General features: G+C 67.9%; 17 protein-coding genes. 10 read left to right on the forward strand and 7 right to left on the reverse strand.

Annotated elements, in window-relative coordinates; genetic code table 11:
• Window positions 1-5 precede the first annotated feature (5 nt).
• Entirely contained in the window at window positions 6-695 is a 690-nt protein-coding gene (locus tag AC10V3_RS33705) for an ArsR/SmtB family transcription factor (protein ID WP_022539753.1), read from the forward strand.
• A gap of 27 nt (window positions 696-722) precedes the next feature.
• Window positions 723-1,229, forward strand: coding sequence for a DUF6630 family protein (locus tag AC10V3_RS33710; protein WP_022539754.1), 507 nt, complete (start codon window positions 723-725; stop codon window positions 1,227-1,229).
• A gap of 22 nt (window positions 1,230-1,251) precedes the next feature.
• On the opposite strand, the gene AC10V3_RS33715 is transcribed toward AC10V3_RS33710, so the two are convergent.
• Genes AC10V3_RS33715 through AC10V3_RS33725 form a run of 3 tightly spaced genes read right to left on the reverse strand, consistent with a single transcriptional unit; the run spans window position 1,252 to window position 4,191 of the window.
• Window positions 1,252-2,412, reverse strand: coding sequence for a CaiB/BaiF CoA transferase family protein (locus AC10V3_RS33715; protein ID WP_022539755.1), 1,161 nt, complete (start codon window positions 2,410-2,412; stop codon window positions 1,252-1,254).
• A gap of 15 nt (window positions 2,413-2,427) precedes the next feature.
• Window positions 2,428-3,402, reverse strand: a complete 975-nt coding sequence (locus AC10V3_RS33720; protein ID WP_022539756.1) for a tripartite tricarboxylate transporter substrate binding protein — start codon at window positions 3,400-3,402, stop codon at window positions 2,428-2,430.
• A 27-nt stretch (window positions 3,403-3,429) separates the two neighbouring features.
• On the reverse strand, window positions 3,430-4,191 hold the full coding sequence (locus tag AC10V3_RS33725; protein ID WP_022539757.1) for an enoyl-CoA hydratase/isomerase family protein: 762 nt from the start codon (window positions 4,189-4,191) through the stop codon (window positions 3,430-3,432).
• Window positions 4,192-4,272: 81 nt separating this feature from the next.
• Here AC10V3_RS33725 and AC10V3_RS33730 point away from each other — a divergent pair, with 81 nt between their 5' ends.
• Window positions 4,273-4,929, forward strand: coding sequence for a GntR family transcriptional regulator (locus AC10V3_RS33730; RefSeq protein ID WP_022539758.1), 657 nt, complete (start codon window positions 4,273-4,275; stop codon window positions 4,927-4,929).
• A 15-nt stretch (window positions 4,930-4,944) separates the two neighbouring features.
• Here the strand turns inward: AC10V3_RS33730 and AC10V3_RS33735 are convergent, their stop codons facing one another.
• Window positions 4,945-5,883, reverse strand: coding sequence for a LysR family transcriptional regulator (locus AC10V3_RS33735; protein WP_454753480.1), 939 nt, complete (start codon window positions 5,881-5,883; stop codon window positions 4,945-4,947).
• 212 nt (window positions 5,884-6,095) lie between these two features.
• Between AC10V3_RS33735 and AC10V3_RS33740 the strand changes: the two genes are divergently transcribed.
• Window positions 6,096-7,496, forward strand: a complete 1,401-nt coding sequence (locus AC10V3_RS33740) for a carotenoid oxygenase family protein (protein ID WP_490923961.1) — start codon at window positions 6,096-6,098, stop codon at window positions 7,494-7,496.
• A gap of 12 nt (window positions 7,497-7,508) precedes the next feature.
• On the opposite strand, the gene AC10V3_RS33745 is transcribed toward AC10V3_RS33740, so the two are convergent.
• Entirely contained in the window at window positions 7,509-8,594 is a 1,086-nt protein-coding gene (locus AC10V3_RS33745) for a Zn-dependent alcohol dehydrogenase (protein ID WP_454753481.1), read from the reverse strand.
• A gap of 86 nt (window positions 8,595-8,680) precedes the next feature.
• Window positions 8,681-10,342 carry a phospholipase D family protein gene (locus AC10V3_RS33750; RefSeq protein WP_490923962.1) on the reverse strand — a complete coding sequence of 554 codons (1,662 nt, stop codon included), beginning with the start codon at window positions 10,340-10,342 and terminating at the stop codon, window positions 8,681-8,683.
• A 325-nt stretch (window positions 10,343-10,667) separates the two neighbouring features.
• Between AC10V3_RS33750 and AC10V3_RS33755 the strand changes: the two genes are divergently transcribed.
• The 5 genes from AC10V3_RS33755 (at window position 10,668) to AC10V3_RS33775 (ending at window position 16,349) form a co-directional block, all read left to right on the forward strand.
• Window positions 10,668-12,824 (forward strand): acetate--CoA ligase family protein, encoded by a 2,157-nt coding sequence (locus AC10V3_RS33755; RefSeq protein ID WP_022539763.1) that lies wholly within the window; start codon window positions 10,668-10,670, stop codon window positions 12,822-12,824.
• On the forward strand, window positions 12,821-13,843 hold the full coding sequence (locus tag AC10V3_RS33760) for a tripartite tricarboxylate transporter substrate binding protein (protein ID WP_490923963.1): 1,023 nt from the start codon (window positions 12,821-12,823) through the stop codon (window positions 13,841-13,843). Before AC10V3_RS33755 ends, AC10V3_RS33760 begins: the two co-directional genes overlap by 4 nt.
• A 14-nt stretch (window positions 13,844-13,857) precedes the next feature.
• Window positions 13,858-14,754, forward strand: a complete 897-nt coding sequence (locus AC10V3_RS33765) for an SDR family oxidoreductase (protein ID WP_041682253.1) — start codon at window positions 13,858-13,860, stop codon at window positions 14,752-14,754.
• Window positions 14,751-15,902, forward strand: coding sequence for an acyl-CoA dehydrogenase family protein (locus AC10V3_RS33770; RefSeq protein ID WP_349607265.1), 1,152 nt, complete (start codon window positions 14,751-14,753; stop codon window positions 15,900-15,902). Before AC10V3_RS33765 ends, AC10V3_RS33770 begins: the two co-directional genes overlap by 4 nt.
• A gap of 102 nt (window positions 15,903-16,004) precedes the next feature.
• A complete protein-coding gene (locus AC10V3_RS33775) occupies window positions 16,005-16,349 on the forward strand; it encodes a lysozyme inhibitor LprI family protein (RefSeq protein WP_022539767.1) in 345 nt (114 codons plus the stop codon).
• Here AC10V3_RS33775 and AC10V3_RS33780 read toward each other — a convergent pair.
• A complete protein-coding gene (locus AC10V3_RS33780) occupies window positions 16,334-16,468 on the reverse strand; it encodes a type II toxin-antitoxin system RelB/DinJ family antitoxin (RefSeq protein WP_490923964.1) in 135 nt (44 codons plus the stop codon). The genes AC10V3_RS33775 and AC10V3_RS33780 overlap by 16 nt on opposite strands.
• A 192-nt stretch (window positions 16,469-16,660) precedes the next feature.
• Between AC10V3_RS33780 and AC10V3_RS33785 the strand changes: the two genes are divergently transcribed.
• Window positions 16,661-18,823: a TonB-dependent siderophore receptor gene (locus tag AC10V3_RS33785; protein ID WP_022539768.1), complete on the forward strand. Its 2,163-nt coding sequence runs from the start codon at window positions 16,661-16,663 to the stop codon at window positions 18,821-18,823.
• The last annotated feature ends 119 nt before the right edge of the window (window positions 18,824-18,942 follow it).

Consider the following 18,942-nt stretch of genomic DNA (forward strand, 5'->3'; position numbering starts at 1 on the left):
AAACCATGGATTACGCACCCGGCATCAGCCAGCTGGCGGGCCTGCTCGCCGATCCCGGCCGCGCGGCCATGCTGTGGGCGCTGATGGATGGCAGTGCGCGCCCGGCGGGCGAACTGGCACTGATCGCCGGCCTGTCGGCGTCATCGACCAGCGGCCACCTGGCGCGGTTGAGCGAGGGCGGCCTGCTGGTGGTGGAGACGCGCGGGCGCAACCGCTACTACCGGCTGGCCGCGCCCGAGATCGGCGTAGCGATCGAGGCGCTGGCGTCGGCCTCGCTGGCCAGCAAGCCGCCAAGGCTGCGCGACGTGTCGGTATCGCGCACGGCACCGGCGGCGCTGCGCCAGGCGCGCACCTGCTATGACCACCTGGCGGGCGAGCTGGCGGTGGGCCTGTTCGAGCGGATGACCCGTTCCGGCTGGCTGGTGCTGGCCGCGCAGCGCGTGGAGCTGGGCGGCGACGGCGCGCAGGCGTTGGCCGGGCTGGGCATCGACGTGGACGCGGCGCGGCGCAAGCGGCGGCAGTTCGCCTGCACCTGCCCGGACTGGAGCGAACGCAAGCCGCACCTGGGCGGCGCGCTGGGCGCGGCGCTGCTGGGCAGCCTGCTGGAGCGCGGCTGGGTGGAGACCACGCGCACCTCGCGTGCGCTGCGCGTGACACCGGCCGGCCAACGCGAGATCATGCGCATCGCGGCATAGCAGACCGCGCAGCCTCAGGAGACGATCATGGCCACATCACTGGACGACGACACGCAGGACGCCATCGCGCGTTTCTTCGCCCTTATCAATCTTGGCGACAGCGCGCAGACCTCGGCGCAGCTGGCGATGTTCGAGGATGCATTGCTCGACGCCGAGGACGATGACACCGACGGCCAGGAACTGCTCTGGGTGATCCGCGAGGTCATCGACTGGCAGTCCGGCTTCTTTGTCGACTGGAAGGACTGCCAGTCCTTTATCGGCTGCCTGAACCAGCTGTGCGAGCGGATGGACCTGGAACTCGACTGGGGCACGGACGATCCCGAGGACGAGGCCTTCCTGGAGGGCACCAGCGTGCCGGAGCTGATGGAGGCGGCGCACAACCAGCTGCGCGTGGCCGGCTATACGCTGTGGCAATGGGACACCGACGGCGACACTTACGGCGGGTGGATCACGCGCAGCGAGGACGATGAGGAGATGCTGGATATCGCGGAGACGCTGCGCTTCGAGATCCGGCCGGCGGACCAGCCGTACTGAGGCGCGCGGGTCCGTCCGCCCGTCAGCCGCAGAACTCCGCCAGCAGCCGCTCCCGGTCCTGGTCCAGCGCAGGCGGGTTCCGTACCCCTGAAAGCGCCTCGACCGTCCCGATCTTGACCGGGTTGCCGGCCACCTGCAGCGCCTTGCCGTCGCCAATGCCGATATCGAGGATCATCCCGCGCGACTGGACATGCGGATTGCTGACCAGCTGCGGCACGCTGTTCATCGGGCCATGCGGCACGCCCGCGGCTTCAAGGACCGCCTCCCATTCGGCCGTGGACGCGTCGGCGAGCCGCTGTTCCAGGCAGGCTTTGAGCGCGACATGGTGCTCGTTGCGCGCCGGCACGGTAGCGAAGCGTTCTTCCTGCGCCCATTCGCCACGGCCGAGCGCGTCGCAGAGCTTCGCGAACAAGGCGTCGTTGCCGACCGCGATGACGATAAAGCCATCGCTGGTGGCGAACATGTCGAACGGGGTAATCGACGGGTGCCGGGTGCCGAGTGGCTTGGGCACGCCCCCGGTCGCGGAATAGCGGGCAATCGGGTTTTCCAGCAGTGCGACCTGGCAATCGAGCATGGAAATGTCGACCCGTTCGCCGAGGCCGGTTTGCACCCGCTCGAGCAGCGCCGACTGGATGCCGATGGTCGCATACAGGCCGGCCCCGATATCGCCAATGGAAACGCCCACCCGCGCCGGATTGCCGCCCGCCTCGCCGGTCACGCTCATCAGCCCGCCCATGGCCTGCACCACCATGTCGTAGGCCGGGCGGGCGCGATACGGGCCGGTCTGCCCGAAGCCGGATATCGAGGCATAGACCAGCCGCGGGTAGCGGGCGTGCAGGGCTTCCCAGGTGTACCCCAGCTTCTCCATGACGCCGGCGCGGAAGTTCTCCACCAGCACGTCCGCCGTGGCGAGCATGCGGTCAAGCACCTTGCGGTCGTCGGGGTTCTTGAGGTCGAGCGCGATCGATTCCTTGTTCCGGTTGATCGACGCGAAGTAGGCCGACTCGCCGTCGACGAACGGGCCGACCTGCCGCGAATCGTCGCCGCCGGCCGGGTTCTCGATCTTGATCACCCGCGCGCCCAGATCGGCAAGCATCATCGTGCAGTACGGGCCGGCGAGCACCCGTGTCAGGTCCACCACGGTCAGTCCCGCGAGGGGGAGTTGGCCACTTGCTGTTGTCATTACGCTCTCCGTGGTTTAGTCGATCTTTGCGCCGCTCGAGACCGCCAGGTCGACACCGAGCCTGCCTTCGCGCGCCGCGTACTCGCGGAACTCCGCCACCGAGCCCGATACCGAGACCTCATCGCCTTGCGCCAGGAACCGCTTTTTCAGTTCGGGATCCGCCATGACTTTCCTGGTCGCGGCGAACAGCTTGTCGATGATCTCCGGGGGAGTCTTTGCCGGGGCAAACAGTCCATACCAGGCTGACAGGTCATAGCCCTTGACCCCGCCTTCGGCGATGGTCGGCAACTGCGGGTTGGCCGGCGAGCGCTGGCCGGAGGTCACGGCGATGGCGACGACCTTGCCCGTGTCGATCATCGGCTTGACCGACGGTGCGGTGCCAAAGGTCAGCTGCACGTCGCCGGCAGCGACCGCCTGCGCCGACGGCGCCCCGCCCTTGAAGGGCACGTGCGTCATCTGCACGCCGGCCAGCCTGGTGAACTGGACGCCGGCCAGGTGGGTAATCACGCCGTTGCCGGAAGAGGAGTAGTTAAGCGCCCCCGGTTGCGCCTTGGCCCGCGCCACCAGCTCGGCCACATTCCTGATGCCGGTGTCCTTGTTGACCGCGAGGATCATCGGCGCCGCCACCAGCCGGGTAATCGGGATGAAGTCCGAAGGCTGGTACCTGATGTTCTTGTAGAGCACCTTGTCGCCGCCCATCAGGCTGGCCGTGGCGATGTAGAGGGTATAGCCGTCCGGCGGCGCCTTGGCGGCGAACTCCGCGGCAATGGTGGTGCCGGCGCCGGGCTTGTTGTCCACAATCACGGGCTGGCCCAGCTCGCGGCTGAGCGCGTCGCCATACAGGCGCGCCGTGTTGTCGGCGCCGCCACCGGCGGGGAAGCCAATCACCAGGCGGATGGGCTTGGTCGGGTAGTCAACCGGCGCGGCGTGGGCCGACACGGCCAGTGCCAATGCGGCCAGCGCCGCCAGGTGGATTGCGGTCGTCGTCATGGGGTCGTCTCCTCCGTAGCTGTGGTGCTACTTTCCGTTGAATACCGGCTTGCGTTTTTCTTTCCACGCAGTCGCGCCTTCGCGGAGGTCCGCGGAGGTTTCCGAGCGATGCATGTCCCGCTGCAGCGCGTCGGCATCGAGCGCGCCACGGGAAATGGCGTTCAGGTGTGTCTTCATTCCCAGCAGGGCGATCGGCGCCATGCCGGCAAGCTGGCTGGACAGTTCGTCCACGCGAGCCTGCAGCATCGGGGGGTCAACGATTTCGGTGAGGAAGCCGATGCGCAGCATCTCCCGCGCATCGATCTTGTCTGCCGTAAGGAACAGGCGCTTGGCGGCGTTCAATCCCAGCCGGGACACATAGCGTTCCATGCCGCCGCGATAGAAGTGCAGGCCCAGCCGCGCCGCCGGCATGAACATGTCGCAGCCGGGTACGCCGATACGGAAGTCGCACGCCAGGCAGAGATCCGTAGCGCCGCCATACACGCCGCCGTTGATGGCCGCGATGGTGACGGGGCGGGCCGCCTCGATGGCGTCCATGACCTCGCCGAAGTTCAGGGCGCCTTCGTCCGACTTGCCGGCGAGGGCGCCGATGTCATAGCCGCTGCAGAAATATTTGCCCGAGCTGACAAAGCGGAGCACCAGCACCCGTTCCATCGCATTGACTGCGTCGATGTGCTCGCGCAGCCGCCCGAGGTCGCCGGGACTGAGGCGATTGGCGACTTCCGGGCGACGCAGGCAGATCGTTGCGACCGGACCGTCAAAAGTCAGCAGTGGTGCGTTATCATCCATCCCGTAATATCTCCATAGGCCATCTGATATATTCATGAAGCCTACAGATATTTCTGATATGGGACAAACAGGTGTATACCCGTGCAATCGCTACAAGACCAGATTAGAGAAAGCGTCGTTTCCGCCATCCAGACCGGCGCCTTGCGCCCGGGCGCGCAGATTGACGAGAAAGCGCTGGCCGACAAGTTCGACAGCTCGCGGACCCCGGTTCGGGAAGCGCTGCTGATGCTGGCCGCGCAGGGGCTCATCACGATCGTGCCGCGCGCTGGCATGTTCGTGCACAAGCCCAGCGCCGCTGAGCTGGTGGCCATGTTCGAGACCCTCGCGGAAATGGAAGGGGTGGTGGCCCGGCTGGCGACGCAAAGGATTTCGCCGGCGGGCAAGAAGGTACTCGCGCAGGCACACGAGGCCGCCGGACTGCATGTGGCGGCAGGCGATACGGCGGGCTACATCGAGGCGAACCGCAAGTTCCACGACGTGCTGTACCAGGCCGCGGCAAACCCGTTCCTGTCCGAGCAGATCGTCCAGCTGCGCCGGCGGCTGGCGATCTACTGGCAGCAGAAGGGGCTGATCAACGATGCGCGCGTGCCGAGTTCATATCGGGAGCACGGCTATGTGGTCGAGGCGGTGGTCGCCGGCAATCCGGATGCTGCGGCGGAGGCCATGCGTACCCATATCTCGGCCGGAGGCAAGGCCATTGCTGACCTGGTGCTGCTCGCGGGTGTCGAAGCCGCATAGGCCGGACCTCAGGCATTACGGCGCCGTCGTCTCCCGCTTGCGCGGCGCCGGCCGGCGCGCGTCGGGCACCCCCAGGGTCTGTTCCAGCACGTCCAGGAACACCCGCACGCTGGCCGGCATCAGCTTGCGCGCCGGCATCAGCACATAGACCTTGAGCGGCGACGAGGTATAGGCCGGCAGCACCCGCACCAGCTGCCCCTCCCCGACCTGGTCCTGCACGAGGCGCGGCGACAGCCGCACCACGCCCAGGCCGTCGATGGCCGCCTTCATCCGCAATTCGGCGTTGTGCGTGCAGATGCGGGGTTCGACATCCACGCGCGCGATCTCCACGCCGTCGCGCAGGAATTCCCAATACTTGTCCTCGGGATGGCCCAGCGTCGGCCAGCCTTGCAGGTCCTGCGGCGTGCGCGGCAGGCCGCGCGCACGGATCAGCGCCGGTGCGGCAAAGAAGCCGCGGTCGATCAGCACCACGCGCTTGCTGGCGAACGAGGTGTCGTGCAGGCCGGTATTGGTCATCACGAACGCCAGGTCATAGCCGTGGCGGATCAGGTCGGGCTGATCCCAGCTCACGTCGACCTGCACGCGCAGGGCAGGATGGGCGCGCAGCAGGCGCGTCAGGCTTTCCGACAGGTGCTGCGAGCCGACTTCATACGGGGTGGAGATGCGCAACAGGCCGCTGACTTCCGCGCTGACCGAGGCGGCCTCGGCGCTGATCTCGTGCAGTTCGGCAAACAGCGGCGCGACGCGCTCGTACAGGCGCTGGCCGCGCTCGGTCACGCGCACGCGGCGCGTGGTGCGTTCGAACAGGCGGATGCCGAGCTGGCTTTCCAGCCGCGCCACCGCGGCGCTGGCGGACGACTTGGGAACCTCAGCCAGTTCGGCGCCCTGGGTGAAGCCACCGCCCTCTACCACGCGGCAGAAAATTTCCCAGTCCTTCCATTCGATTGTCTTCATGCGGCGCCTCGTCGTTGCAGCGCCGCCGGTCCCGCTCCGGCGTGGGCGTCAGGAAGGGGGCGCTTGCGCCGCGATTGTCCCACAGGGCGAACAATGGCGCAGGCGGCCGGCGGCACGCTACAGGCTGGTTTCCAGGCATTCCCTCCTGAAGACCTACACCGGCCCGGCGCCTGGCGACTAATCTTCGACATGTGTTGCCGGAGACCCGCCCCATGACCCAGCCCTTCCCGCCCCTCGCCTGCCTGGCCGGCAATTTCGCGCCGATCCTGATGGAGTGCGACGCACACGACCTGCCCGTCAGCGGCGAGCTGCCGCGCGCGCTGCACGGCACGCTCTACCGCAACGGCCCGAACCCGCAGCATGCCCCGCGGGACGACCAGTACCACTGGTTTATCGGCGACGGCATGGTCCATGCCTTCCATCTCGAAGACGGGCGCGTGCGCTACAACAACCGCTGGGTGCGCACCAACAAGTTCGGGCGCGAACGCGCCGCCGGGCACGCGCTGTTCGGCAGCTGGGGCAACCCGGGCACCACCGATCCGTCGGTGCAGGGGCAGGAAGACGGCGTCGCCAACACCCATATCGTCTGGCATGCGGGCAAATTGCTGGCGCTGGAAGAAGCCGACCTGCCGGTCGAGATGGACCCGCACACGCTGGCCACGCGCGGCAACTGCAGCTATGGCGGCAAGCTGCCCGGCGCCATGACCGCGCACCCCAAGATCGACCCGGTCACCGGCGAGATGGTGTTCTTTGCCTATGCCGCCACCGGGCCGTTCACGAAAACCATGCGCTACGGCGTGGTCGACGGCGACGGGCGTCTAACGCGGCTGGAACACTTCGAGGCGCCTTTCGCCAGCATGATCCACGACTTCATGGTTACGCAGCGCCATGTGCTGTTCCCGGTCATGCCGCTGACCGGCAGCATGGAACGCGCCGTGCGCGGCGAGCCCGCCTATGCGTGGGAGCCGCACCTGGGCACGCATATCGGCATCATGCCGCGCGGCGGCAGCCCGGCGCAGCTGCGCTGGTTCCGCGGCGAGCCCTGCTATGTGTTCCACGTGATGAATGCGTGGGAAGAAGGCGAGCACATCGTTGCAGACGTGATGCAGTACGAGAGCGCGCCGCTGTTCAACGCCGCCGCGGAGGGCGCCGACAACCGCGCGCGCCTGTGCCGCTGGAGCTTCGACCTGGCCGGCAACACCGACAGCTTCACGCGCGCATGGATCGACGACATGCCCGGCGAATTCCCGCGCATCGACGAACGCTTTTCAACACGGTCCTACCGCCACGGTTATTTCGCATCGCGCCAGCACGGAGCCACGGAGCGCGGCACCTATGACACGCTGGTGCACCTGGACCTGCGCACCAACACGCGCCGCACGCACCAGTTGCCAGCGGGCGATGCCGTGTCCGAACCCGTGTTCGTGCTGCGCGCGCCGGACAGCGCGGAAGGCGACGGCTGGCTGCTGGCCACGGTGTACCGCGGCGCCGAGCATCGCAGCGACCTCGCCGTCTACGACGCCAGTGCCATCGAGACCGGCCCGGTCGCGCTGGTCCACCTGTCGCACCGCGTGCCGTTCGGCTTCCACGGCAGCTGGCGTCCGGCCGCCTGAGCCGCGCCCGGCTTACCCGAACATGATGACCGAGCGCGCCAGCTCGCCGCGGCGCAGTTCGTCGAAGGCGTCGTTGATGCGTTCCAGCGGCAGGCGCTGCGCGATCAGCTCGTCCAGGTGCAGCTTGCCGGCCATGTAGAAGTCCACCATGCGCGGCATGTCCACCGGGAAGCGGTTGGAGCCCATCAGCGAGCCCTGGATGCGCTTCTCGGCAAGGAAATCACTGCCCTTCAGTTCGATCTTGACGCCCGGCGCGATCATGCCGATCACCGTGGCCGTGCCGCCGCGCCGCAGCATGGCGAAGGCCTGCTCGGTAGTCTGCTTCAGGCCGATGGCCTCGAAGGCGTGGTGCACGCCGCCGCCGGTCAGCGTGCGCACCGCGTCGGGCACGTCGGCATTGCCTGCGTCGATCACATCGGTAGCGCCGAACTTGCGCGCCAGCTCCAGCTTGGCCGGCACGCGATCGATGGCAATGATGCGCCCGGCGCCGGCAATCGCGGCGCTGTTGACCGTGGCCAGCCCGATGCCGCCGCAGCCGATCACGGCCACGGTTTCGCCCGGCTGGACTTTGGCGGTATGGATCACCGCGCCCATGCCGGTGGTCACCGCGCAGCCGATCAGCGCGGCGCGGTCCAGCGGCATGTCGCGGCGGATCGCCACCAGCGCGTGTTCGTGGATCAGCATCTGCTCGGCGAACGCCGACAGGTTCAGGAACTGGTTCATCGGCCCGCCCTGGCGCGCCATCAGGCGCGGCGCCTCGCCCTCGCGGCGGCGCGTATCGGGCTCGGTGCACAGCGACAGGTGGCCGGTCAGGCAATGCTCGCAATGGCCGCAGTAGGCCGACAGGCAGGTGATGACGTGATCGCCGGGCCTGACCGTTCGCACTTCCGAGCCAACCTGCTCGACCACACCCGCGGCCTCGTGGCCGAGGATAGCCGGCATCGGGTACGGGTAGGCGCCATCGAGGAAGTGCAGGTCCGAATGGCACACGCCCACGGCGGCGGTGCGCACCAGCACTTCACGCGGGCCAGGCTTGCCGATGGCAACGTCTTCGATCGCGAGCGGGGTCTTGGGTTGATGCAGGACAGCGGCTTTCATGGAGCTCCTTTGCACACGCAACGAAGCGGAAAACCATACCCCCAAACCCCGGTTCAGGAAAGGCGCCGGGCAGCGCCGCAGGGGGTCTATAGCTCTTCCTTGATCGGGAGCACACGCAGCACGCCGATGCCCAGATGCTGCAGCGGACCCATGTCGGGTTCACTGTCATAGACAGTGAGCTGGCCTTTCTCGCGCGTGGTCCAGGTCAGGCGCGGATTGCCGCCGTCGCCATCGGTCTGCAGCCCGACGCGGTAGGCCATGTCGAGCAGCCCGTCCTCGGTGGACTTGATCATGCGTTCGGCCAGCGCGGGGCTGTCCAGCACGATGCCCATCTCGGTATTGAGCTTGGCCGAGCGCGGGTCCATGTTGAGCGAGCCGATAAACACCAGGCGCCGGTCAACGATGTAATTCTTGGCATGCAGGCTGGCGCGGCTGGAAGACAGCCACGAGCGCGAGCGCGAACCGCGCGCGGACTTGCCGCGAGCCGCAAGCTCCGCGTAGGCGCTCGGCTTGAGCTCATACAGTTCTACCCCGGCGGCCACCAGCGCCTGGCGGTGCGGCGCATACCCAGCGTGGACCGCGCTCACGTCGGTGGCGGCGAACGAGTTGGTCAGGATGCGCACGCGGATGCCGCTCCCGGCCAGCGCGATCAGCCATGCCTCGCCGTCGTCGTCGGGCACGAAGTACGGTGAGATCAGCAGGACCTCCTTCTGCGCGCTGCCGATCATTTTCTCGAGCCGGGCGGTGGCATGGCCCGGCTCGTCGTCGGTCTGGTGCGTGATCTTGGCGGCCTTGTCGGAGACCACGGTGGCCTTGCCGGTGTAGCCGGGCATGTGGCCGCTCTCGATGCCCTTGGCCAGGCCGGAATCCAGCAACTCCTGCACATAGGGGCTGGTTTTCGCGAGGTCGCCGCGCGCCTCCAGCCGCTTGCGCAGGTTGCGCATCTCGACCGGTGCCTCCTTGCCGGCGGGGATCAGCGCCACGACCGGGTACGAGGACTCATCATTCCAGTATTCGTCGAACACGGCCGACACCTGCGGCACCGCGGGCCCGGCGATCAGCACGTCCAGGTCGCTGAAGTCCATGTCGGGGCGGGCGGAAAAGTAGGCGTCGCCGACATTGCGCCCGCCCACCAGCGACATCTGGTTGTCCACCGTCATCGACTTGTTGTGCATGCGCCGGTCCAGCCGCTTGAAGCCCACCAGCATTTCCAGCCAGCGCATGCTGCGGTTGGCGAACGGATTGAACAGGCGCACTTCGATATTGGGGTGGGAATCGACCGCCGACAGGACCTCGTCCAGTCCGCCGGTTTTCAGGTCGTCCAGCAGCAGCCGCACGCGCACGCCGCGGTCGGCTGCATCGATGATGTCGCCCAGCACCGCGGCGCCGGTGCCGGTGGGCTCGAAGATATAGGTCTGCAGGTCCAGGCTGCGCTCGGCGGCGCGCGCCATCGCCAGCCGCGCGGCCAGCGCGTCGGGCCCGGAGGCGAGAGGATAGAACAGCGACTCGCCGGGATGCTGCGCCAGGCGCCGCGTGAGCACCTTGCCCAGCGACGTGTTGGCCGTGTTGGCGGGCGCGGTCGAGGGGGTGCGCTGTGCCGAGGCCGGCAGGCTGGTGCAGCCACCCATCGCGGCGGCCCCCAGCGTGAAGACCAGCGCGAGGGCAGCGAACCGACGCAGGCGCGTGAGCCAGCCCGCGGTGCCTGGCCGCCTGGCATCGAACGGGGAATGGCAGAGCGTCTGGAACATCCGTCAAGGTCTCCCTGCGCCGGGGATGGGCGGCTGCACACGCCGGCCGGCGTGCAGCGCCCGCACCCTCCAAACATATACCGCGGTCCGTGGCCGCGGCAGCAGTGCCATTCCTTTCCGCACCGGGTGTTTGTCCTACACCGCACGCTGCCGCACCCTACGGAGCGGCGCCGGGCGCACATCACCGGCTGCACCTGAGACATAGGCCAGTCATCATGGGCGGCTGTTCACAATGTGCACAGTCCACGCCCATGCGCTTGCCGCGGCCCGGTGCAATCGGCTTGAATCGGCTCACCTTCCGGTACGGGAAGGATGGAGACAACGAATGAGCCTTTCCCCTTCCGCCGCGGCCGGCACCGCCAGCCGCACCGCCCTGTCCCTGTTGCTCGAGCCCGCTTCGATCGCCATCGTGGGCGCCTCGCGCGACACCAGCCGCATCGGCGGCGTGGCGCTGGACCACCTGCAGCGCCTCGGCTATCGCGGCACGGTCTACCCGGTCAACCCGCGCTATGCCGAAATCGCCGGGCTGGCCTGCTATCCCGACATCGAAGCGCTGCCGCACACCCCCGACGCGGCGGTGCTGGCGCTGGGCGCCGACGAGGTGCTGCCGCAACTGCGGCGCTGCCACGCACGCGGCATCCGCGCCGCGATCCTGTACGCCTCCGGCTTTGCCGAGGCGGGCGAGGCCGGCGCCGCGCGGCAGGCCGAGCTGACCGCCTTTGCACGCGAGACCGGCATGGCCATCGCCGGCCCCAACTGCATGGGCCTGGCCAACCTGACCACGCGCGCCATCACCGCCTTTGCCACCACCTTCCGCGCCTTCCCGCCGCAGGACGGCCCCGGCCACGTCAGCCTGCTGACGCAGAGCGGCAATGTCTGCGCCATCGTCTACGCCACCGGGCGCCAGATGGACGTGGGCTTCCACCAGTTCATCAATACCGGGAACGAAGCCTGCCTGGACTACGCCGACTACCTTGACTACCTGGCCGACGACGCGCACACCGGCGCCGTGGTCGGCTACGTGGAAGGGCTGCGCAACGGGCCGCGCTTTATCAATGCCGCCGCCCGGCTGCGCGCCGCGGACAAGCCGCTGATCGTGCTCAAGGCGGGCGAGAGCGAGGCGGGTTCGTCCGCCACGCAGTCGCATACCGCGGTGCTGGCGGGCAACCAGGCGATCTATCGCGCCGCGTTTGCGCAGCTGGGCGCGATGCAGGCGAGCGATCCGACGCACCTGACCGACCTCGCCCATCTGGCGGGCTTCCGCCAGCGCAGCGCCGGGCGCCGCGTGGTAGTGGCATCGGTCTCCGGCGCGATGGGCGCGCTCTCCGCCGACCTGCTTAGCGCCGCCGGGCTGGAAGTGCCGCGCCTGGATGAAGGGGTGCAACAGCGCCTGCAGGCGGCGGTGCCGGAGATCGGCGCCACCGCCAACCCGGTCGACATGACCGGGCAACTGTTCAACCGCGAGGGCCTGGCCCATGCGGTGCTAAACGAGCTGGCCGCCGCCGACGGCATCGACGCGATCTTCCTCTACGCCACTGCCTACCTGCTCGACCGCATGGCCGACGAGCTGGTCGCCGTGGCCGGCCAGACCAACCGCCTGATCGTGGTCGCCACCACCGGCGAGCCCGCAAGCCGCGCGAAGCTGGCCGCCGCCGGCGTCGCGCTGTTCCCCGACTGCGCGCGCGCGGCCAAGGCGCTGGGTACCTATGTCGGCTGGTTGGGCACGGCAACACCAACCGCGCATTGGATGGCGCTGCGCCAACAGGCCACCACCGGCGCGGCCGGCTACCTGCCCGCCGAGACGCTGGACGAACACCAGGCCAAGCAATGGCTGTCAGGTTTCGGCGTACCGGTTGGCGCCGAAGCCGCTGCGGCCACGCCGCAGGAAGCCGCGGCGGCCGCCGATGCCATCGGTTACCCCGTGGCGGTCAAGGTGCTGAGCCCGGACATCGCCCACAAGACCGAGATAGGCGGCGTTCGGCTGGGCCTGGCCGATGCGGCGCAGGTGCAGGCCGCGGCCGCCGAGGTAGTAGCCGCCGCCACCCGCGCCCTGCCACAGGCGCGCCAGCGCGGCGTGCTGGTGCAGAAGATGGCCGGCGGCGTGTGCGAGCTGATCGTCGGTGTGACGCGCGACCCGGTCTTCGGGCTGGCCATGACGGTAGGCCTGGGCGGCATCTTCACCGAGATCTTCCACGACGTGGCGCACCGCCTGCTGCCGGTGGACCGCGACATGGCGCGCGAGATGCTGGCCAGCCTGCGCGGCTACCGGCTGATGACCGGCTTCCGCGGCAAGCCGCCTGCCGACATCGATGCCGCAGTGGCCGCCATTGCCGGGTTGTCCGATGCCGCCATGGCGCTGGGCGACGGCCTGGCGGAAATGGAAGTGAATCCCCTGCTGGTGCGCGAGGCCGGCCAGGGCGCCGTGGCCCTCGACGCGCTGGTTCTGATGGCCCCATCCCATCCCGAAGGAGGTGCGCAATGAAGACGGGCATAGCCAGGACGGCCGCCGAAGCCATCGACGACCGCCGCCGCCGCGGCACGCTCGCCCTGCTGGGGCTCGGCGCGCTGGGGCCGCTGGGCGCACTGGCACCGCGCCAGGCGCACGCCAGCGGCTTCCCGGCGCAGCCGGTCACGCTGATCGTGCCTTTCGCCGCGGGCGGCGCCACCGACACCCTGGTGCGCACGCTGGCCGAAGGCACCAGCAAGACGCTGGGCCAGCGCGTGGTGGTGGAGAACCGCCCGGGGGCGGCCGGCGTGCTGGGCGCCAACGTGGTGGCGCGCGCCAAACCCGACGGCTACACGCTGACGATCATGCCGGAGCCGGTGTTCCGCCTGCCCCACCTGCAGAAGACCCAGTTCGACCCGATGCAGGATTTCACCTACGTGATCCACCTGACCGGCTACACGCTGGGCGTGGCGGTGCGCGAGCAGGCGCCGTGGAAGTCCTGGCAGGAGATGGTGGAAGACGCGCGCAAGCGCCCCGGCGCGATCAGCTACGGCACCACCGGCACCAACAGCACCATGCACGTGACCATGGAAGAGGTCAGCCAGAAGCTCGGCATCCGCCTCAACCACGTGCCGTACAAGGGCGAGTCCGAGATCATCACCGCGATGATGGGCCAGCATATCGACCTGGGCGTGACCGCGGGCGGCATCGGGCCCTACGTCGACAGCGGCAAGGCGCGCTGGCTGGTGCTGTGGACCGCCGCGCGCTCGCGCCGCTGGCCCGCGGTGCCCACGCTGCGCGACGTGGGGCTGGACATGGTGTCGACCTCGCCCTTCGGCATCGCCGGGCCGCGCAACCTGGACCCGCAGGCGGTGCAGGTGCTGCACGACGCCTTCCGCAAGGCGCTGAACGATCCGGCCATGCAGCAGATGCTGGAGCGGTTCGACCAGGAAACCGCCTACCTGAGCAGCACCGACTACGCCGCCTTCGCGCGCCAGCGCTATGACAGCCAGGGCAAGCTGGTGAAGCGGCTCGGCCTGAGCGCCAATCCATGATCCCGGAGCACCGCATGCCATACCGATCGATCTTCCATCGCGGGCTGTTCGCGGGCCGCACCATCCTCATCACCGGCGGCGGCAGCGGCATCGGCCGTTGCACCGCGCACGAGCTCGCCAGCCTGGGCGCGGGCCTGGCGCTGGCCGGGCGCAAGCTCGACAAGCTCGAACAGGTAAAGGCCGAGATCGTCGCCGCCGAGCCCGAAGCCGCCAGCCGCATCACGCTGCACGCCTGCGATATCCGCGACGAAGCGCAGGTGCGCGACACGGTGGCCGCGATGTTGGCCGCGCATGGCCGCCTCGACGGCCTGTTCAACAACGCCGGCGGCCAGTTCCCGTCGCCGCTGCGCGATATCAGCCTGAAGGGCTGGGAAGCGGTGGTGCGCAACAATCTGACCGGCGGCTTCCTGGTAGCGCGCGAGTGCTTCACGCAATGGATGGAAGCCAACGGCGGCGCCATCGTCAACATCATCGCCGACATGTGGAATGGGATGCCGGGGATGGGCCACTCCGGCGCGGCGCGCGCGGGCATGCTGTCCTTCACCGAGACCGCCGCCTGCGAATGGGCCGCGGCCGGCGTGCGCGTCAACGCGGTCGCGCCGGGCTGGATCGCCTCGAGCGGCTTCGACACCTATCCGCCCGAGTTCCAGGCCAAGATCCGCCAGCTCGCGCGCAAGGTGCCGCTGCAGCGGCTGGGCACCGAGGCCGAGGTATCGGCGGCGGTGGTGTTCCTGCTGTCGCCGGCGGCGTCGTTCATCACCGGCTCGACCCTGCGCATCGATGGCGGCGTGCCCAATGCCAAGCACACGTGGGCGTTGCCCGAGCACCGGCGCTCGCAGCCGTTCAACGGCTTTCCGCTCTACACGCTGCCGCAGTGCCTGACACCGTCCGCCGAAGGATCGACACCATGATCCTGCAGCCGCCCAACCCGCGCTATTACAGCGCTGACCATGAATCGTTCCGCGCCAGCGTGCGGCGCTTCTTCGAGAAGGAAGTCGCCCCGCATGCCGAAGCCTGGGACGAAGCCGGCAGTTTCCCGCGCGAGCTCTACCGCAAGGCGGCCGAAGCCGGGCTGCTGCAGCCGGGCTTTCCGGAGGAATATGGCGGGGCGCCCTGCGATGCCTTCTACCGCATGATCCTGTTCGAGGAGCGCGCCTGGGGCGGCTCGGGCGGCATCGCTTCGGGGCTGTTCTCGCACACCATCGGCGCGCCGCCGATCGCGGCGGTGGGCAGCGATGCGCTCAAGGCCCGCGTGCTGCCGCAGATCCTGTCGGGCGAGAAGATCTCCGCGCTGGCGATCACCGAGCCCGGTGCCGGCTCCGACGTGGCGCAACTGACGACCAGCGCGCGCCGCGAGGGCAACCACTACGTGGTCAACGGCACCAAGCTCTACATCACCTCGGGCATGCGCGCGGACTACATCACGGTGGCCGTGCGTACCGGCAGACCGGGCTCTGGCGGCGTGTCGCTGCTGCTGGTCGAGGGCGATACACCGGGCCTCACGCGCACGCCGCTGAAGAAGATGGGCTGGTGGGCGTCGGACACCGCGCAGCTGTTCTTCGAGGACTGCCGCGTGCCGGTGGAGAACCTCATCGGCGAGGAAGGCAAGGGCTTCGCCGCCATCACCCGCAACTTCAACCACGAACGGCTGGCGCTGGCCGCAGCCGCATGCGGCTATGCGCAGGTCTGCTTCCACGACGCGCTGGCCTGGGCGCGCGAACGCCGCACCTTCGGCAAGCGGCTGGCCGACCACCAGGTGGTGCGCCACCAGCTGGTCGACATGGCCGCCCGCATCGAAGCCACGCGCGCGCTGCTCGACGACCTGGCCGCGCGCCTGGACGACGGTGCCGCGCCGGTGGCGCAGATCGCCATGGCCAAGAACCAGGCCACGCGCACCTTCCAGTTCTGCGCGGATCGCGCCGTGCAACTGCTTGGGGGCATGGGCTATATGCGTGGCAGCCGGGTCGAGCGGCTGTATCGCGAGGTCAAGGTGATGATGATCGGCGGCGGCGCGGAGGAGATCATGAAGGACCTGGCAGCGAAGCAGCTGGGGCTGTAGCGGCGGGGTGCGAGCTATCCTTGTTGGGGCGCGCGATGCATACGCGCTGCGCGCCCTTTAATCGACGCCCGATTTCGCCCGATTTCGCCCGAGGACAGCACGATGCACCTTCACCACCGGCTTGTTTCCCTTGCCCTGCTGGGCGCTCTCACCGCACCACTTGCCAATGCCGCCAGCTTCGACTGCGGCAAGGCGCGCCTGCCGGATGAAATCGCCATCTGCGCCGACCGCGCACTCAATGACAAGGACGTGGAGCTGAGCACCAAATACAAGCTGCTTAGCGGGCTGTTTGCAATGGGGGTGCGGGGCGACATGCAGGACAAGCAGCGGGCGTGGCTGAAGCAGCGGCGGCAGTGCGGGCGCAATGTCGAATGCCTGAAGCAGCGGTATAACGAGCGGATCGCGGAGTTGGATAAGGTGTATGAGGGAATTCAGAAGCCGTTGTAGGGTTGTTCGCTTGACACCGTCAGGCCCAGCGCTGCCAGCACGGCGGAAGCCTCTTCCTTGATTTGCGCGTCGATCCGGGCACGAACGAAAGTCGAAGCAGACAGGGCAGGCTCCAGCAATCCTTAGGCGAGTCAGGCGAACAGCGTAGCGCGAGCGGGCTACGCGAGCCATCCGTTGCTTTCACCACAACACCCCACCCCGCAGCTTGACGCCCCACCCCGGCCTAGGCATCATTCGGACTTTTCGTAAATGCGAATTATTCGTATTTGTATCTACATTCGCCTTTTGGTCCACTCGCCTCACCCTGCCTCATGAGCCGCCCAGTCATCCGCGCCGCGCATTTTCGCGCACCCAAACCCCGCCATTTCGCCGTGCTGGCGCAACTGGCCGTCCTGACTGGTTTCCCCGCAGCGGCCGCCCTGGCGCAGCAAACCACCTCCCCGGCCGACGCGCAGTCGCTGCCCGCGGTGACCGTCACCGCCACCGCGGTGGACGATTCCGGCCTGCAGCTTGAGAAAAAAGCCAGCGCCGGCGCGCTCGGCTCGCGCACGCAGCTGGACACGCCCTACTCCACCACCATCGTCACCGGCGAAGACCTCGCCGACCGCCAGGTCAGCAAGCTGGGCGACGTGTTCGCGATGGACGCCTCGGTCACCGACAACAGCAACGGCTACAACAGCTGGTCCAGCTACCTGACCGTGCGCGGCCTGCAGATCGACTGGCAGAACGGCTTCAAGATCAACGGCCTGCCGTTCGTGGCCTACGGCATCACGCTGCCGTACGAGCATCTGGAGCAGGTGGAACTGCTCAAGGGCCTGCCGGGCTTCATGTACGGCTTTGCCACGCCGGGCGGCATCGTCAACTACGTCACCAAGAAGCCGACCGACACCTTCACCGCCTCGTTCGAGCTCGGCTACCGCGCCGCCAACGTGTGGAGCGAGCACGTCGACCTGGGCGGCCGCGCCGGCCCGAATAACATGTTCGGCTACCGCCTGAACGCGACGCACGAGGAAGGCACACCCTACAACGCGCGCAATATCAAGCGCGACACGGTGTCGCTGGGCCTGGACGCACGCCTGACCAAGGACCTGACCTGGACCTTCGACTCGATCTACCAGGACCGCCGCGCCACCGGGCAGATGCCGTCGTTCAGCTTCTGGAGCTACGGCGACACGGCGCTGCCGGCCGCGGTGTCGGGCCGCATCCGCAATTTCGCCGGCGCCGACCAGCACTTGAACACCAACCTACAGCTCTACACCACGGGCCTGCGCTACCAGGTCAATCCGGACTGGGCGGTCAGCACCAACTACAGCTTCACCAAGGTCAACCGCAGCCGCAACGAGAGTACCTACAACCTGCTGAACCAGGCTGGGGACTACAGCGACATGCGCTTCGACACCGCGCAGAACCAGCAGGTGGGCCAGTGGCAGGCGATGCTGGAAGGCAAGTTCCGCACCGGCCCGTTCGGCCACCAGCTGGTGGCGGGCCTGTCGTGGCAGAAGCAGATCGACCGCTATGACAACAACGGCTTCGGCGCTGTGATCGGCACCGGCAATATCTTCTTGCCCAATACCAACACGTACTTCAGCTCGACGGCGTTCAACAAGGTGCGCAACAGCGACATCACGCAGAAGTCGGTGTTTGCCAGCGATACCGTGCAGCTGACCGAGCGCTGGTCGGTGCTGGCGGGCCTGCGCGTGACCAACTTCGAGCAGAACGGGTATGTGCCGGTGACGTCGAGCTACAGCAAGAGCGCCGTGGTGACGCCCACACTCGCGCTGATGTTCAAGCCGGTGCCGACGGCCACGGTCTATGCCAGCTACGTGGAAGCGCTGGAGCCGGGCTCGATCGTGCCGGACGGTTATACCAACGCGCGCCAGCTGCTGAGCCCAATTCGCAGCAAGCAGTATGAAGTTGGCGTCAAGGCCGACCAACAGAAGTGGAGCGCCACGGCGGCCGCTTTCCGGATCGAGCGCGGCGCGGAGTATGACAGCATCAGCGGCGGCGTGCCGACGCGTCAGCAGGACGGCACCTCGATCTACCAAGGGGTGGAACTGGCGGGTGTGTATCGCCTGGGTTCGCAGTGGGAATTCGGCGCCAGCGCGATGTACCTGGACACCTACTACGACAAGGGCAACCCCAACAGTGGCAACCGCGTTGCTGGCGCGCCGGACTTCGTGTTCGCCGGCCGCGTGAGCTATCGCGTGCCGTTCGTGCCGGGGTTGCGTCTTGGCGTTGATGGCAAGTACACGGGGGGCACCAAGCTGAATGCGACTAATACGCTGGAGACGGCTGGCTATACGGTGTTTAACGTCGGTGCGACCTACAACACACGCGTTGCAGGCAAGGACGTGACGCTGCGTGCGGCGTTGAACAACCTGACTAACAAGCACTACTGGGGCTTCCAGTATGAGAACTACCTGCAGCCGGGGGATCCTCGCAGTGTTAGCTTGACGGCGAGGATTGCTTATTGAGTTGTTGTTGTAGCTGGATGGTGTGCCTTGCAGAACCCTGCTCTTCGGAGTGGGGTTTTTTGTTTGGTGGCTCGATAGCTCTCGCTGCTGGTGACATGTTGTCGTTGCTTGAACCGCTT

It is taken from the genome of Cupriavidus sp. PB-02, assembly GCF_058252315.1.